This is a genomic window from Micromonospora sp. H61, from assembly GCF_018070325.1.
Taxonomy (GTDB): domain Bacteria; phylum Actinomycetota; class Actinomycetes; order Mycobacteriales; family Micromonosporaceae; genus Micromonospora; species Micromonospora salmantinae.
On the sequence record NZ_JAGPXY010000010.1, the window covers coordinates 16,532 to 32,816 of the forward strand.

12 protein-coding genes are annotated in these 16,285 nt (G+C 73.3%); 8 read left to right on the forward strand and 4 right to left on the reverse strand.

Features of this window, described 5'->3' with window-relative positions; all coding sequences use genetic code 11:
• The first annotated feature begins 130 nt into the window (after window positions 1-130).
• The 5 genes from KBX08_RS07715 to KBX08_RS07735 are packed head-to-tail and all read left to right on the forward strand — an operon-like array spanning window position 131 to window position 7,549.
• Complete coding sequence (locus KBX08_RS07715) at window positions 131-2,749, forward strand: fibronectin type III domain-containing protein (RefSeq protein ID WP_307850474.1); 2,619 nt, start codon at window positions 131-133, stop codon at window positions 2,747-2,749.
• A 28-nt stretch (window positions 2,750-2,777) separates the two neighbouring features.
• Window positions 2,778-3,773, forward strand: coding sequence for a MoxR family ATPase (locus KBX08_RS07720; RefSeq protein ID WP_091404175.1), 996 nt, complete (start codon window positions 2,778-2,780; stop codon window positions 3,771-3,773).
• Between the two features lie 14 nt (window positions 3,774-3,787).
• The gene (locus KBX08_RS07725) at window positions 3,788-4,987 is read left to right on the forward strand and encodes a DUF58 domain-containing protein (protein WP_210781883.1); all 1,200 of its coding nucleotides are present in this window, start codon (window positions 3,788-3,790) and stop codon (window positions 4,985-4,987) included.
• Complete coding sequence (locus KBX08_RS07730; protein WP_307850475.1) at window positions 4,981-7,338, forward strand: transglutaminaseTgpA domain-containing protein; 2,358 nt, start codon at window positions 4,981-4,983, stop codon at window positions 7,336-7,338. The genes KBX08_RS07725 and KBX08_RS07730 overlap by 7 nt, the downstream gene beginning before the upstream one ends.
• Before the next feature lie 46 nt (window positions 7,339-7,384).
• On the forward strand, window positions 7,385-7,549 hold the full coding sequence (locus KBX08_RS07735; protein WP_210781885.1) for a hypothetical protein: 165 nt from the start codon (window positions 7,385-7,387) through the stop codon (window positions 7,547-7,549).
• Window positions 7,550-7,553: 4 nt separating this feature from the next.
• Here KBX08_RS07735 and KBX08_RS07740 read toward each other — a convergent pair whose 3' ends face one another.
• Together KBX08_RS07740 and KBX08_RS07745 are read right to left on the reverse strand one after the other, a co-directional pair.
• Complete coding sequence (locus tag KBX08_RS07740; protein WP_210781886.1) at window positions 7,554-8,345, reverse strand: SDR family oxidoreductase; 792 nt, start codon at window positions 8,343-8,345, stop codon at window positions 7,554-7,556.
• Window positions 8,342-9,325, reverse strand: coding sequence for an LLM class F420-dependent oxidoreductase (locus KBX08_RS07745; protein WP_210782007.1), 984 nt, complete (start codon window positions 9,323-9,325; stop codon window positions 8,342-8,344). The genes KBX08_RS07740 and KBX08_RS07745 overlap by 4 nt, the downstream gene beginning before the upstream one ends.
• A 106-nt stretch (window positions 9,326-9,431) precedes the next feature.
• On the opposite strand from KBX08_RS07745, the gene KBX08_RS34375 reads away from it, so the two are divergent.
• The gene (locus tag KBX08_RS34375) at window positions 9,432-9,560 is read left to right on the forward strand and encodes a hypothetical protein (RefSeq protein WP_255750003.1); all 129 of its coding nucleotides are present in this window, start codon (window positions 9,432-9,434) and stop codon (window positions 9,558-9,560) included.
• 47 nt (window positions 9,561-9,607) lie between these two features.
• Window positions 9,608-10,471: a DUF1028 domain-containing protein gene (locus KBX08_RS07750; protein WP_210781887.1), complete on the forward strand. Its 864-nt coding sequence runs from the start codon at window positions 9,608-9,610 to the stop codon at window positions 10,469-10,471.
• A gap of 39 nt (window positions 10,472-10,510) precedes the next feature.
• Here KBX08_RS07750 and KBX08_RS07755 read toward each other — a convergent pair whose 3' ends face one another.
• Window positions 10,511-11,398 carry a phosphatase PAP2 family protein gene (locus KBX08_RS07755; RefSeq protein WP_210781888.1) on the reverse strand — a complete coding sequence of 296 codons (888 nt, stop codon included), beginning with the start codon at window positions 11,396-11,398 and terminating at the stop codon, window positions 10,511-10,513.
• A gap of 197 nt (window positions 11,399-11,595) precedes the next feature.
• On the opposite strand from KBX08_RS07755, the gene KBX08_RS07760 reads away from it, so the two are divergent.
• The gene (locus tag KBX08_RS07760; RefSeq protein WP_210782008.1) at window positions 11,596-12,231 is read left to right on the forward strand and encodes a DUF3159 domain-containing protein; all 636 of its coding nucleotides are present in this window, start codon (window positions 11,596-11,598) and stop codon (window positions 12,229-12,231) included.
• A gap of 340 nt (window positions 12,232-12,571) precedes the next feature.
• Here KBX08_RS07760 and KBX08_RS07765 read toward each other — a convergent pair whose 3' ends face one another.
• The gene (locus tag KBX08_RS07765) at window positions 12,572-15,478 is read right to left on the reverse strand and encodes a glycoside hydrolase family 48 protein (protein WP_210781889.1); all 2,907 of its coding nucleotides are present in this window, start codon (window positions 15,476-15,478) and stop codon (window positions 12,572-12,574) included.
• Window positions 15,479-16,285: the final 807 nt, after the last annotated feature.

The following is a 16,285-nucleotide window of genomic DNA, read 5'->3' on the forward strand; positions in this document are numbered from 1 at the left end:
ACTCTCGGTATCCACAGGGGTGACGGTGCGGGTTCCCCCGCCACCACCAGCGCCATATGATGGCACCCGGCTCAGGGGAGGGGTCGCCGGAAGGCGCGCCACCTGCCACGACTCAGGGAGGCAGCCGGCTGTGGCCAGCATCGACGACGCCGTACAGACCGAGGCCCCCCGCTCCCGGTCCCGGCTGCGCGGCGGGCTGGTGACCGTCGGCACGGTGGCCGCGCTGTTGGCGGCCATGGGGTTGACCGTCCTCGGGTTGGGCGCGGCGGACAACGCGGTGGCCAACTACGACGCGAGTTCCTGGCTGTGGAGCGCGGCGCGCAGCGAGCTGGCCCGGGTCAACGGGGTCACCGCCCGGGTGGACACCCGCACCGAGATCCCCGGCGCCCGCCAGCATCCGATGCAGATCACCCAGACCGACCGGCTGCTGATCCTGCGGGACCTGCAGACCGGGCAGGTCAGCTCTCTGGATCTGGCCACCCTCCAGCTCAGCGCGACCACCCGGACCACCCCCGGCCTGGGCGTGAGTGTCGCCCTGCACGAGGACGCGGCGTTCGTCGTCGACGCCGTGCAGGGCATCGTCCGGCAGCTCGACCCACGATCGTTGACACCGGTCGGCGAGCCGGTGCGCTATCCGCCGGGCATCACCGGCGGCACCTTCGACGGTAAGGGTCGACTCTGGATCGCGGTGCCCAGCCAGGGCACCGTCTCGGCGATCACCGCCGCCAAGCTGCCGTCCGCGCCGGCGTCGGCCGCGGGTGCCGGGCTCAGTCCGCAGCGGGTCGAGTCGTACGACGTCGCCGACGCCAGCCACGAGTTGGTGGTCTCCACCCTGGACGACGGGGTGGCGGTGCTCGACCGGACGGCCGGGAAGCTGGTGCGGGTGCAGCACGGTGAGGTGCACCCGACGGCGCTGACGCTGTCCGGCCCGGCGGCGCTGCCCGCGCGCACCAGCGGCCCACGGGTGCCGGTCACGGTGACCGCCGACCGGCGGGTGCTGCTGGTGGGTGACGGTGGGCAGGAGAGCGGGTTCACCGTGCCGGGTGAGGGGGATCGGCTCAGGCCGGCGGTGGCCTGGGCGAACCGGTTCTACTGCGCCGACGAGGCCACCGGCACCATCTACTCCTTCGACGCGGCGGGTCAGCTGGTCGAGACCATCCGTGGGCGGGCCAACGGGCCGCTGGAGCTGGAGGTCCGGGAGAACCACCTGTTCATCAACTCCCCCGACTCGGCGACCGCCCGGGTGGTGGACGACAAGCACCAGGTGCGCGAGGTCAACAAGTACGCCAACGACGTGCTCGGCGGTGACCCGCCGCCGGTTCCCCCGCCGCCGCCTCCGCCGAAGAAGCCGCGGGTGGGCAAGCCGAGCGCGCCGCGCAGCGTCACCGCCGCCGCCGGTAACGCCCAGGCGCGGGTGAGTTGGCGCCCGGCCGCCGCCAACGGCGCCGAGATCATCAAGTACGTGGTGCAGGGCGCCGGGCAGCGCCTGGAGGTGGGCGCCAACCAGCGTGCGGTGGAGGTCAAGGGCCTGACCAACGGCGAGACGTACCGCTTCGCGGTGCACGCCGTCAACGCCAAGGGCGACGGCCCGCCGCGCAACAGCAACCCGGTGACCCCGACCGCCGCGGTCCCCGATCCACCGGCGAGCGTCACCGCGCAGGAGCGACCGGACGGCACGGTCCTGGTCAAGTGGCCTGCGGCGAACGGGCAGGGCAACACCATCGCGAGGTACGCGGTGACGGCCAGTTCGGCGGGGACGAACGCGCCGGCCGGCGAGTCGACCAAGACGGAGCTGGTGGTGCGCGCCGGTGAGTTGGAGTTCGGCACCCAGTACGCGTTCACAGTGGTGGCGGTCAACAGCAAAGGCGCCGGGTCGGCGGCGTCCCCGGTCAGCAACACTGTGGTGCCCTTCGCAGCGCCCGGTCGGCCGCTCAACCTGCGCGCCGGCACCGTCGCCAACCAGCCGGGCGCGGTGATGGTGCAGTGGGCGCCGGCCGAAGCCAACGGTCGGCCGGTGACGAAGTACCTGGTGGACGTCGGTGGGCGGGTCAGCGAGGTGACCGACACCCGCACGACCGTCACCGGGCTGGGCAACGGCCAGAACGTCACGGTGAAGGTGAAGGCGGTCAACGAGGCGGGGCCGGGCCCGGAGGCCACCGCCACCGCCCGCACGGTGGCCGAGCCACGGGTCACGGTGACCGGCTCGTCGTCGACGGCCACCGGGGCGACCGTCACGTTCACGGTGGACGCCGGTGGCGGTCAGGCCACCTGCACGCTGAGCAGGCCGGGCCAGACGCCGAAGGCCGGGGCGTGCTCCAGCATCACGATGACGGGCCTGACCCCGGGCACCGACTACACGTTCACGGTGACGGCGAGCAACGCCGCCGGTAAGGGCACCGCGACGCGGGCCCAGAAGACGCAGCCGCTGTACGGGATCGCGACCTGCCGCAACGGCGCGTCCGGGCCCGAGTCGACCTACTGCGACCGGGACCGGGAAGGCCGCAACGGCAACGAGATCTTCTCGGTCGCCCGGCAGGACAACGACAAGCAGGTGGGTTGGGCAAAGCCTGGCAACCGGCTGCAGGCGTACTGCAAGAAGTCGGGCGAAGAGGTGTACGCCTACATCTACAACAATGACAAGCGCAGCACCTGGTGGGTGCAGGTGAACTACGAGGGGAAGAACTACATCCCCTGGGCCTGGCTCAACCTGGAGGGCGGCGACAACATCAACGTCCTGCCCACCTGCTGAGGACACCAGGCGAGGAGCACCACCGACCGTGAACACCCACGAGCCGCTCACCCAGCCGGAGGTGCAGGGCTTCGCCGCCCTGGCCGCCCGGCTGGCCGAGAACGTCAACGCTGTGGTGCTCGGCAAGCCGCAGGTGGTGCGGCTGGCACTGACCGCGCTCTTCGCCCAGGGTCACGTGCTGCTGGAGGACGTGCCCGGGGTCGGTAAGACGACCCTGGCACGGGCCGTCGCCGCCACTGTGAAGGGTGAGTGGCGGCGCATCCAGTTCACCCCCGACCTGCTCCCCTCGGACGTGTCCGGCGTGACGATCTTCAACCAGGCGACCCGGGACTTCGAGTTCCATCCGGGGCCGGTCTTCGCCAACATCGTCATCGCCGACGAGATCAACCGGGCGTCGCCGAAGACCCAGTCGGCGCTGCTGGAGGTGATGGAGGAACGCACTGTCACTGTGGACGGGGTCCGGCACCCGGTGCCGTCGCCGTTCCTGGTGGTCGCCACCCAGAACCCGGTGGAGATGGACGGCACCTACCGGCTGCCCGAGGCGCAGTTGGACCGTTTCCTGGTGAAGCTCTCCGTCGGGTACCCGGACGAGGCAGTCGAGGTCGAGGTGCTGCGCGGCGCGACAGTGCGGTCCCCCGAGGCGCTCGCCCCGGTCACCGACACCGCCACCGTCGGCGAAATGGTCCGGATGGCCCGCCGGGTGCACATCGCCGAGCCGCTCTACGCGTACGCGGTCCGGTTGGCCGCGGCCACCCGCACCCACCCGCAGGTACGCGTCGGGGTCAGCCCCCGGGGCGTGATCGCGTTGACCCGTGCGGCGTGCGCGTACGCGCTGATCGACGGGCGGGGCTGGATCATGCCGGAGGATCTGAAGGCGCTCGTCGAGGCGGTGTTCGCGCACCGGCTGCTGCTCACCCCGGACGCCCAGGTGCGCGGGATGACCCCTGCGGAGGTGCTGCGTCAGGCCGTCGCCTCGGTGCCGGTGCCGCTGCCGTCGGGGCAACCCGCTCCGGTGCAGGGCTGACCGGCAGCAGCGCGATGGGGATCACCGCCCGTGGGGTCGGGCTGCTCGTCGCCGCCGTGGTGCTGTTGGGGGTGGGTTTCCGGTTCGCGTACCCCGAGTTGACGTTGCTCGGCGCGGCGGCCGGCGCGGCCGTCGGCTACGCCGCGCTGGTCGCGGCCTGGCGGCCCCGGCTGACGGTGACCCGCCGCGCGGACCCGGACCGGGTGGCGCGCGGCGAGCCGGCGAGCATGACGTTGACAGTGCGCAACACTGGGCGGCTGCGCTCGGCGAACCTGCTGGCCGAGGACCGGTGCGGGCAGCGGGCCGTGCCGGTGCCGGTGCTGCGCCTGCGGCCCGGTCGGGACACCGAGGTCCGCTACGACGTGCCGACCGACCGTCGTGGGGTGGTGCCGGTCGGTCCGCTGCGGGTGACCCGACGCGACCCGCTGGGGTTGGTGGCGCTGGCCCGCCCGTACGGCGCTGCGGTGCCGGTCTGGGTGCACCCCCGCATCCATCCGCTGACGGCGGTGCCTCGAGGCGCGGGGCGCAGCCTGGACGGCCGGGTGGACGGTGTCCCGCACGGGTCGATCACGTTCGACTCGCTGCGGGAGTACGTGGTCGGCGACGAGCTGCGCCGGGTGCACTGGCGCACCAGCGCCCGGGTGGGTGAGCTGATGGTGCGGGAGAACGTGGACACCAGCCTGCCGCGCCTGGTCGTCCTGCTGGACAACCGCGTCGCAGCGCACCCGCAGCGGGTCGGCGGGGTGGCGGAGTCGTTCGAGTCGGCCTGCGAGGCGGCCGCGTCGGTCGTCACCGCCGCGCACCGCGCCGACCTGCCGGTGCTGTTGCTGGTGGCCGCCGCGGAACCGGCGGAGCCGACAAGGCCGGCGGAGCCGGCGCAGGTCACGGGGCCCGACGGCGAGGCCGACGGCCCGCTCGGGCCGCTGGACCGGCTCGCCGCCGCCGACCTGTCCGCCGACAATGACGCGGTGCGGGCGGCCACCACCAGGCTGCGGCAGGACCGGCTCGGCGACACGTTGATCTTCCTGACCGGGCCGGGGGGCCGCGACGAGCTGGGGCACCTCGGGGCGCTGCGCGGGGCGTACCCGTCGGTGGTGGTCGGGGTGTTCGGCGCGGCCGAGCCGACGCCGCCGGGCACCGCCGGCCTGGTAATCGTCGACGCTGCGGACGGCGCTCAGTTCGCCGCCGAGTGGGACGGGGTACGCCGGTGGTGACGGTCGCCGTGCGGGTGCTGCGGGCAGCGGTCCTGCCGCTGGCGCTGATCGGGCTGACGGCGCTCGCCGGGGTGGTGCTCGGCCGGGTGTACGCCGGTGGTCTGCTGACCTGGCTGGTCGTCGGCGCGGCGGCGGGTTCGGTGCTGGTCAGCGTGGCCGCACGGCGGCTGCCGTCCTGGCTGGTGGCGCCGGTGTCGGTGGCCGCGATGGCCGGCTGGACACTGTGGTCGCTGCGGCTGGCAGCCACCCGCGCCGAGTTGCCGGGCGACCTGCTGGAGGTCACCGCGGACGCCGCCCGCAACGGCATCCCCCGGCTGCTCACCGCGATGATCCCGGTGGAGCCCACCCCGGACACGGTGCTGGTGCCGGTCGTCGCGGCCTGGCTGGCCGGGCTGACCGGCGCGGAGGTGGCGCTGCGCACCGGCCGGGTGCTGCTGGGTTACCTGCCGGCGGCGGGGCTCTACGCCGCCGCCCTCTACGTGGTCGGCCCGAACGCCGAACCGGCACTGGGGTCGACGCTGGCGTTCGTCGCGGTCGCGGCCCTCGGCCTGGCGACCCCCACCCGGACCGCCGCAGGCGGCGGCGATCCGACCGCCGAGCTGACCCCCCGGGTACGCGCCGCGGTGCGACTGCGGCTGGCCACCAGCGCGGCGCTCGGGGTGGCACTGGTGGTCGGGCTGGTGGCGTTGCTCGGCCCGGTCGTCGCGCAGCAGGTCGACGGCCGGCCGGTGGACCCGCGCCGGTACGTGGAACCGCCGCAGGTGCAGACGCTCGACGAGAACCCGTTGATCCGGATCTCCGGCTGGGCGCTGCACCCGGAGCAGAAGCTCCTCGACGTGAGCACGCAACGCCTCGACGCGCCGCCCGCCGACGCACCGCCCGAGGCCGACCCGGCGGCGGACACCGCGCGCAGTGTGCGGATCCGGTTGGCGGTGCTCAGCGACTACGACGGGGTGACCTGGCGCGTCGGCGCGACGTACCGCAACGCCGGGCGGATCCTGCCCGCCGCGACAGCGGCCCGCGACAGCACGGTGCGGACGGTCCGGCAGCAGATCAGCGTGGCCGAGTTGAGCGGCCGGCTGCTGCCCGCAGTGGCGACACCCCGGGAGGTCAGTGGGGCTCGGGTGGCGTACGACCCGGCGAGCGGGACGCTGATCCGGCCGGAGGGACTGACGCCAGGGCTGCGGTACACGGTGACCTCCGCCGAGGAACGCCCCGACCAGAACCTGTTGGCCAGCGCGAACGTGCCCGCCGGCGACGAGGTGGCCCGGGTGCTGCGGGTCGCCGACGGGGTGCCCGACCCGATGCGCCGGCTGGCCACCCAACTCGCCGAGGAGAACGGCGCGCCGTACGCGCGGGCGTCGGCGATCGAGCAGTTCCTGGCCGAGCACTACCGGGTGGTGGCGGACGCCCCGAGCGGGCACGCGTACCCGAATCTGGGTTTCTTCCTGTTCGGGCCCCGCAACGGCGGCGGGCAGGAAGGCACCTCGGAGCAGTTCGCGGCGGCCTTCGCGGTCCTCGGCCGGCTCTCCGGGCTGCCCACGCGGGTGGTGGTGGGCTTCCGGACCAGCGGGCAGGGGCCGGTGCTGGCCGGTGACGCGTACGCCTGGCCGGAGGTGCTCTTCGACGGGCTGGGCTGGGTCGCCTTCGACCCGTTGCCCCGCCCCAACGACGAGCCGCGACCGGTGGAGGAGGATTTCCGCCCGACGCCGGAGGACCCGCCGCCGTCGGAGGCGCCGGCACCAACCGCGGAGCCCAGCGCTTCACCGGAACCGGCGACTGCCGCCGACGCCCCACCCGGCTCGGACGGGGTCTCCACCCCGGTGCTGGTCGCCGGCGGCAGCGGCGGCCTGCTGCTGGTGGTGGGGGCACTCCTGCTCACCCTGCTGGCGATGCGCCGATCCCTCACCCGCAGCCGACTCGTGCGCGGCGACCCCGGCCAGCGCATCGCCGGCGCCTGGCGGGAGGTCATCGACGCGCTCCGGCTGGCCGGCAGACCGGTCGGGGACGACCTGGCCGCCACCGAGGTCGCCGGGCACGCCCGCCGGATCCTCGCCGACGCCCGAGCGGCCACGATCGGCGACGACACGACCGCCAACTCGGACGCCGTCGCGTCTACCGGCGGCACGGCGGCGGCAGACGCGTCCAGCCCGGCCGTCGACGAGTTGGCGGCCCTGCTCAATCAGGTCGGCTTCGCCCCCGGCGCCGCCACGCCCGAACAGGCGGCTCGCGCCGCCGAAGTGGCCACCGCCTACGTGGCCACCCTGCGCTCCGCCCGCCCCTGGTGGCGCCGCCTCCTCTGGTCCGTGCACCCCACTCCCCTGCGCCGCGCCCGCCGTTCCCCGCGTTGATCAAGAGCTTTGCGTCGACTGCGGGCCCACTTCTGACGCAAACTTCTTGATCACCGACGGCAGGGCAGCGGCGCGAGGGGCGGCGAGCGGGCCGGCGCCCGACGCGGTCTTCGCCGCGGCGTTGGACCTGGCCCGGCTCTACAGCAGCGAGCCGGCGCTGATCAGTGCCAGCGCCCATCTCCTGGCCGTCGGGCACGTTCCGAAGCGGTAGCGGGTCAGGCGGTCAGCCGGCGGATGAGTTTGCGCATGCCGGCCTGCCAGCCGTCCGGGTCCTCGGCGCGGCGGCGCGCGTAGTCGGCGACCTCGGGGTGCGGCAGGATCAGGAACCGTTCCTCGGCCAGCCCGGCGATGGCCGCGTCGGCGACCTGGTCCGGGGTGAGCACCGCACCGGACGCGGCGACCACCCGGGCGCCCAGGTGACCGGCGGCGAGCCCGTCGGCGAGCATCGGGGTGTCCACCCCCTGCGGGCACAGCGCGCTGACCCGGATGCCCCGGTCCCGGTAGGTGATGGCCAACCACTCGGCGAACCCCACCGAGGCGTGCTTCGTCGCGGTGTACGCGGCGTCGCCCACAGCGGTCAGCACACCGGCCGCGGAGCAGGTGTGCAGCAGGTGCCCGCCACCCCGGGCGAGCATCCCGGGCAGCACCGCGCGGGCCGAGTAGACGTGGGCCAGCACGTTGACCCGCCAGGAGCGGTCCCAGCCGGCGTCGTCGACCTCCACTCCCCCGCCGGTGGTCACCCCGGCATTGGCGCAGAACAGGTCGATCCGGCCGTACCGCTGCTCGGTGTCGGCGACCAGCGCGCGGACCTGCTCCTCGTCGGTGACGTCGAGGGCGATGGCGTGCGCGACCGGGCCGATGCCCTCGGCCACCGCGCGGGCCGCGTCGGCGTCCAGGTCGGCGACGACCACGGCGGCAGCTCCCTCGGCGGCGAACCGGCGCGACAGCGCCGCGCCGATGCCGCCGGCTCCGCCGGTGACCACCACGATCCGGTCGGTGAGGTTCACGCGGACGCCTCCACGGAGTTGGCGCCCAACCGGGCGATGAGGCCGAGCAGCGCGGTGGCGCCGCCGTCGGTGACCTCGGGGGTGGGCAGCAGCGCGACGATCGGCACGTCCACCCCGTTGTCGGCGTAGCGGCGCACCTCGGCGCGACACCGCTCCGGCGAGCCGTGCAGCACCAGCGCGTCGACCACCTCGTCGGGCACCGCCGCGCTGGCCCCGCGCCGGTCACCGGCGGCCCAGGCCGCCCACATGGGCGCGAGCGTCTCGTCGCGGCCGAGCCAGCGGTGGAACTCGGCGTACGCCGGAACGGTGAGGTAGCTGGTGATGAGCCGGCGGCCCAGCGCCCGGGCGTACGCGGCGTCCTCGGTGGGGCAGACGAAGATCCGGGCGGCGACCTCGAACCCGGCGCGGCGCTCGCCCAGCTCGGCGAGGGCGCGCGGCACGTCGTCGGCGCTGAGCCAGTTGAGGATGACCCCGTCGGCTTCCGCGCCGGCCAGCCGGAGCATCCCGGGGCGCAGCGCGGCGAGCAGGATCGGTGGCGGCACCGCCGGCGGTCGTTCCAGCGTGAACCGGCGGACGGTGAACGTGTCGTATGCCTCGTCGACGGTCTCGCCGGCCAGCGCGGCGCGCAGGAAGCGCAGCACGTCGCGGGTGCGGCGGAACGGCTCGTCGAACGGCACCGCGTTCCAGTCCCGCACCAGCACGGGTGAGGACGCGCCGATGCCGAGCGAGAACCGGCCCGGCGCGGCCTCGGCCAGCGCCGCCGCGCTCATCGCCAGCAGCCCGGGGCCCCGGGTGAAGACCGGTGTGATCGCGGTGCCGAGCCGCAGCCCTGGCTGCCAGGCCGCGGCGAGCGCCAGCGGGGTGAACGCGTCGGTCCCGGCGACCTCGGACGACCAGACGTCGGTGAACCCGGCCCGGTCGAGGGCCGCGTAGGCCGCGTCGTGCTGCGCCAGCGCGATTCCGCCCAGCGGCACCGTCATGCCCCATCGATTCGTCACCGGTCGATCGTGCCCGTTGACGCGGGCCCGAGCAAGATCCCCGGGTTGGGCAGAATCGCCGGTTTCCGGCCCTGCGCGCCGGTGGGAGGTGCCGCTGCTGTACCTGCCCGGTGTGATCGCGACCGCGGTCGGAATGGTGGTGCTGGCCGCGGTCGCGGTGGTCGATGCCCGTCGCGCCCACGGCGCCGCACCGGAGGCCGCCGCGCCACCGTTCTGAGACTCGCGCGTCGATGTCGCGTCGGCGTGGACGGTTACTCTCGGCCGGTGACCTTCTCGCTCGTCGCCCGCTCCGCCGACGGCCGCCTGCACGGTGTGGCAGTCGCCAGCAAGTTCCTCGCCGCCGGGGCGTTGGTGCCGGCCGCCGCCGCCGAGGTGGGCGCGCTGGCCACCCAGGCGCACGTCAACCTGGCCTACCGCCCGCAGGGCCTCACCCTGCTGCGCACCGGGGTGGCCGCCGCCGACGTGGTGGCCGGGCTGATCGCCGCGGACCCCGAACGGGAGCACCGCCAGCTCGGCGTCGTGGGGGCCACCGGCGCGGGCGCCACCTGGACCGGGCCGGCCTGCCACCCGTGGGCCGGCGGGCGGACCGGCGACGGCTGGGCCGCGCAGGGCAACGTGCTCACCGGCCCGGAGGTCGTCGACGCCCTTGGTGAGGCCTGGCTGGCGGGATCGGCGCTGCCGTTCGCCGAGCGGCTGGTCGCCGCGCTGCGGTCCGGTGACGAGGCCGGCGGCGACCGGCGTGGCCGGCAGAGCGCCGGCCTGCTGGTGGTCGAGCGCGGCGGCGGGTACGGCGGCACCAGTGACGTGGTGGTGGACCTGCGCGTGGACGACCACCCGAACCCGGTCGCCGAGCTGGGTCGCCTGCTCACTGTGCACACCATGCTGTTCGGCCGGCCCGACCCGGCCACACTGCTCGACCTGAGCGGCGCGGTCGCCGCCGAGGTGGCGGCGTTGCTCGGCGCGCTGGGCCATCCGGTGCACGAGGACGGCACGGAAGCGGCGTTGATCTCCTGGGCCGGGTTGGAGAACCTGGAGGAGCGGCTGGTGCCGGGGCGGATCGACCCGGTGGTGCTGACGCACCTGCGCGGTGTCGCCCCGCACGTCCCCGCACCCCGCGCCGCGAGCTGACCCCGGCCGCCCTGACCCGAGGCGGCTACACCGGCTGGCTCAGCCCTTGACCCGGGGCACCAGCCGGTGCACGACGGTGAGCGCCAACGCCATCACCACAGCCATCGTGCCGGCGATCCCGGCGGCGCTGCCCGCGTACCCGACGAACAGTGGGCGGCGGGCCAGCTCCTCCGGCCCGGTGCCGCGCAGGTCGAGCAACCAGGTCAGGGAGAGTCCGCAGACCACCAGGGCGAGCACACCACCGAGCCCGAGCACGAGTGCCGCGACCCGGTGCGCGTCACCGGGGGCGATCTCGGCCTGCTCCCGCTGGGTGACCAGCAGCAGCAACCCCGCCAACGCCGCCCACACACCCACCACCAGGTACGCGGCGACGGCGTCGCTGGGCCGGTGCCAGCCGGCGGAGAGGGTGGCGACCCCGGCGACGGCGGCGTAGCCGGCACCGATGAAGGCGCCGACGGCCCGCACCTTGCGCGGCAGCACGAGCATCAGCGCGACCGCCACCGAGGCGGCCACCGTGGCGTGCCCGCTCGGGAGGCTGTTGCCCACTGCGGCGCGTTCCGGGTCGACGCCGTAGTCGGGCCGGTTCAGCCCGTACTTGAGAAGCTGGGTGGTGACGTTCGCTCCGGCGATCAGCAGGGTCGCGGTGATCGCCAGGGCGATCCGCCCCCGGATCAGCGCGATGAACCCGATCGTCGCGGTGACGGCCAGCAGCGAGACCACCGACATCGCGTTGAGGATCCGGTCGACCGGGCCGTCGATGGTGTCCTGCCCGATCCGGTTGCCGGTGAGGGCGACCGTGTCCACCCACTGACCGATCTCGAGGTGCACGGCCACCCGCCACACGGCGAGGAAGGCGGCCGCCTGGACGAGGGCCAGTACGACCAACCAGACCGCGGTCCAACCCCGTGCCGTCGCGCGCATCCGCACACCGTAGCGGCAGGTGTCGGCGGTCCGACCGGTGGCCCGCCGCCAATCGCCGGTTAGGTTGTGCCGGAGGCGAGGAGGCGGTGGTGAGTGGAACACCGGAGCGCGACAGCGGCCCGGCCGAACCCGGTCCGGAGCAGCGTGAAGGCGACAATCCGGGGCCGGTGCGGGCCGGCGCCGACGCCGGTCCGGGTGGGCCGGTGCGGGCCGAGTCGCTGACGGATCTGCTGGGCGGGCGACGCGGTGCCATCGACGCCACCCTGCCGCCGCTGGCGTTCGCGGTGGGCTGGTTGCTGGGCGGCGAGTCGCTGTGGGGCGGGGTCGGCGCGGCGCTGGCCGTGGGCGCGGTGGTGGCCGGCGTACGGCTGCGTCGGGGTGACCGGCCGCGCTCGGTGCTGATCGGGCTGCTGGCCGTCTGCGTGGCGGCGTTGATCGCGGTGCGCACCGGCCGGGCCGAGAACTTCTTCCTGATCCAGGTGTTGTCGAACGCCGCGAGTGCTCTGGCGTGGACGGTCAGCATCGTGGTGCGGTGGCCACTGCTCGGTGTGCTGGTCGGCGCGGTGCTGGGCCAACGGGCCCGGTGGCGGCGCGATCCGGCGCTGCTGCGCGGCTACGGCCGGGCCAGTTGGGTGTGGACGGCGACCTACCTGCTGCGGCTCGCCGTGTTCGTGCCGCTCTACCTGGGTGGGCAGGTGCTCGCGCTGGTGGTGGCCCGGGTGGCGCTGACCTGGCCGCTGGTCGCCGCGGCGCTGGCGCTGAGCTGGGTGGTGCTGCGTCGCTCGCTGCCGGCCGGGCACCCGGGGCTGCGTCACCCGGTGGCCCCGCCGCCTCGCTGAAACCGGCCCCGCGCGGCCGGACTCGGGGCCGGGAAGCGGCCGGACTCGGGGCAAAAAGGTGGAGAGGCCGCCACGGGGGGAGCGGCCTCTCCGGTGACGTACGTTACTCCGTCACGGACCTCGGTGTGATCCCGCGAGGGCCCGAATTTCTGGGCTTTTTCGCGGCTGGCTTCAGTCCGGGCGGTGGGGTGGGCCAGCCGATCCGCTGCGTCGGCCAGATGGCCGGCCCACCCCGGCCTGACCGTGGGTGTCAGGCCGTCCCGCCGGCCCCGGTCCGTCGTTCCCCGGACCCGGGCCGGATCCCGGGGTGGGCGGTCCACGCCACCCACCCCGGGTCGTCTCAGCCGTTCGGGAACATGCTGCCGTAGTCGGCGTACGCCATGGCGACGTCAGCCTGCGCCCAGAACCGGTGGTAGTTGAAGCTCGGCTCCGGACCACCGTCCAGGTACGCCTGCACCTTGGGCCACTCCGGGTCGTTCTTGTAGAAGGACCGGATGTCGAGGAAGCTCTTGCCGGCGGCGATGGCGTCGCCGTTCGGCATCGTCCCGGTCCAGCCCGACGGGACGTAGAGGCCCTGCCCGGTGGACGCGTTGTAGACGTCGTCGAAGCGCCGGTAGTCGCCACGCTTCTCGGTGGTGGAGACACCCTTGGCGTCGCTGGCGGCCGACAGCGCGTCGAGCAGCCCCTTGGCGGTGTCCTTCGCCGCCACGTTGCCCGACTTGGCCGCGTACGCGATCAGGATCCGGGCGTAGGCGGCGGTGACACCGACGTCCTGACCCTTGCTGATCACCTCGACGTGCAGGCCGGTGTTGGGCTGCGGGTTGGACGGGTTCCAGGTGGTCGGCTGACCGGTCCACGCCATGTCCGACGGGATCGACCAGTTGGTGCCGAGGGTGGTGTTGGCGATCGCCCAGGGCACCCACTTGTCCAGCAGCGCCTTGGCCTTCGCGTTGCCGGTCTGCTGGTACAGCTCGGCGATGCGCTGCATCGACCAGGCCTGCATACCGAACCACTGGTTCGACGGCGGGTCGTTGTAGACCGGGTCGACGTCGTAGAACATGCCGTAGAAGGTGCTGGTGCCGGCCGGCGGCTGGGCGTAGCTACCGTCCCAGCTGTTGGTGGCGCCACCGGCGATGCCGCCCTCGGCGGACTGCAACCAGGTGTAGAACTCCAGCTGCCGCTCGAAGCTCTTGGTCCAGTCGGCGACAGCTGTCGACGACTGCGGCTTCAGCTCCGGGGTGTTGGTCAGCGCCCAGGCCGCGAACGGGTTCTGGTAGCCGAAGTGGTTGTGGCTGGAGCCGATCCGCCAGGACCAGTTCTGGCTGGCGTCGTACGCGCCGCCCCAGGCGTAGTACCAGGACAGCAGGTAGTGCGCCGAGTCCTTGCCGCTGCCGGCGGGGCAGGTGCTGGCCCCGACGCAGTTGCCGATCTTCTTGAAGTACTTGTCGAACATCGCGTACCGCAGGTAGTCGCCCATCTTCGCGGCCTTGGTGATGGTGGCCGCGACGTCGGCCTGCTTGTTCTGCGCCTTGGACCAGGTCAGCGCCCAGTACGCGGCCTGCACGGCGCGGGCGTCGGCGTCCGGGGCGTTCGTGTACTTCCACTGCTTGGCGGGCGCGCCGGTGTCCTTGACGAACAGGTCGAGGTAGCCGTACTGACCGCCGTGCTCGAAGGTGTCGCAGGAGGGCTGCGGAACGGTCTCCCACACCGACTCCTGGGTGCCCCGCTGGAAGGTGTTGATGTAGGCCGGCTTGGTGGTGCCGTCACCGCAGCGGCCGAAGCCGTAGGTGTTGTCGACGTCCATCAGCCAGTGCATGCCGTAGATGTCGCCGGTGCCGTAGGTGGACTGCAACTCCGAGCGCAGCGGGTCCTGGCCGACCGAGACGTTCGGGTTCAGCGCCGACGGGTACTGGCTGGGCAGGTTGTACTCCGCGGCGTACTGCGGGGTGCCCGCGGAGCCGGCGGTCGGCTGGTCGGCGTGGGTGGGGATGATGTACTTCTCCATCACCGTCCAGGCGTTGTTGAACGGGGCCCAGTTCTGGGTGACCTTGCCGTAGTAGGCCTCCAGCCAGAGCCAGAAGCTGAACGCCTCCGACGTGGTCTCGTGACCGTGGTCGGGCGCCTCGACGATCAGCGTCTCCACCGAGTGGTACGGCACGCCCTCGGGGCTGAAGTAGCCCGAGTTCTTGATCTTGCCGTACTGCTCGAGGAACTTCGCGGTGTAGGCGTTGTCGCCGCCGGGGGTGTCGTTGTCGATCTCGGTGGCGCTGACCGCCAGCGAAGCGAGACCGGTGGCGGAGGCGGTGATGGTGGCGGCGCCGCCGACGGTGTCGGTGTCCTCCGCCGCGGCGACCGTGACGGTGACCCCGGTGTTCCAGTTGCTCGGGGTCAGCGTGGTGGTGGCCGGCGAGACCGTGACGTCGGTGTCACCGGTGCGGGTGAGGGTGACCGGCACGTTGGCCGTCGGGGCGGCGCTGAGCTTCAGGTTGAAGGTGGCGCTGCCACCCTCGGTGACGCTCACAGCGGACGGGGTGGCGACCAGTGTCGGGCCGTTGGCGGCCCCGACGGTGAACGCCTTCTCGTCGACACCGATGCCGTTGGCGTTGTCGTACGCCTTGGCCTGGACGGTGTAGCTGCCGGCCGGCAGGTCCTCCTGCGTGTACGCGTACGGAGCGGAGGTGTCGGTGTTGATCAGCAGGCCGTTGCGGTAGAACTCGACCTTGCTGATCGTCCCGTCCGGGTCGCTGGCGGTGGCCGTTAGCGGCACGTCGGCCGGCGCGGTGAACGGCCCGGCCGGCAGGCCGAGGGAGACCGTCGGCGGCTGGTTGGCCGGGGTGCCGTTGCAGGGAGTGCCGTTGAGCGTGAACGAGGTCGGCTTCGGGTTGCTGCCCGAGTGGGCGCCGTTGAAGCCGATGGTGGTGGAGGCCCCGGTGGCAAGGTTGCCGTTGTACGACTCGTTGGTGGCGGTGACCTCGCTGCCGGTCTGGCTGAATCTGGCCGACCAGCCCTGGGTGACCCGCTGACCGCTGGTCGGGAAGGTCCACTTGAGCGTCCAGTTGCTCACCGCGTCACCCAGGTTCTTGATGGTGACGTTCGCGGTGAAGCCGGTGTTCCAGTCGTTGGTCGCGTAGACCACGTCGCAGGCGGGTGCGGCCTGTGCGGCGCCGGCCGGCAGGGTCACCCCGCCGACGGCGAGCAGCGCGGCGGCGGCGAGCGCCACGCGCCGGCGTATTGCCAGTTGTCTCATGTGCGCGGTGTCTCCTCGGACCAGGCCGGGATGGTCCCCGGCGAGGCGCCTGCCCGCGAGGGTGGTGGTGGTCCGCGGGGATGTCGAGGCGCCGGGAAGGTGGTCTTCCCCGGGCCCGGCCGGGGTAGGGCGTGCGGCCCGCACGGGAAGGGGTCCCGCCGGCTGCGCTCGGGTGACCGTGACCGGAGCTGGTGCTGCCGGCTGCCCTCGGTGGACCCGCACTCACGCGATGTGGCTCCTGTCGCGTCGAATCGACAGTGTGCCATGGAAGCGCTCCCACAACAAGCGCACGGAGCGCCGGATCAGCTCCTTGTTTCGATCTCGTTTTGGGTCTTTCACAAAGGCGTGACGGGCGTTACAGTCGCAACATCGGTCGATGGGAGCGCTTCCATCGACAAGGTTCCAACAAGAAGATCGCTGGGGTCGTTCCTGACGAGCCCAGGGAACCAGACCGAGGGCCGACGACGGGCCAGCCCGGACGCCGTCGTCAGCCATCGTCCCGCCACAGGGAGGGAGGTGGAACCAGAGCCACTCGCGTGGCCCGGCTCCCGCGCGACACGCACGGCAGGACCCAAATTTTGCCCGTGTGTGTGCAGTTACGGTGGGGACGGGGGTTGCCCTCCCCCGTCCCCACACTAAACCCCCGTACACGATAGGAAAAGAGGCCGACGGGACAGGCGCGCCGCGCCGCCCGGACGGCCTCGTTCGCTGCCCGGGGCCACACACCCGCCTCCCACCCGCCAGCGCCGGCCGTCCTGACGGCCGGCAGACCGGCCGGCAGCGTCTGCCCTATCATGGGAGCGCTCC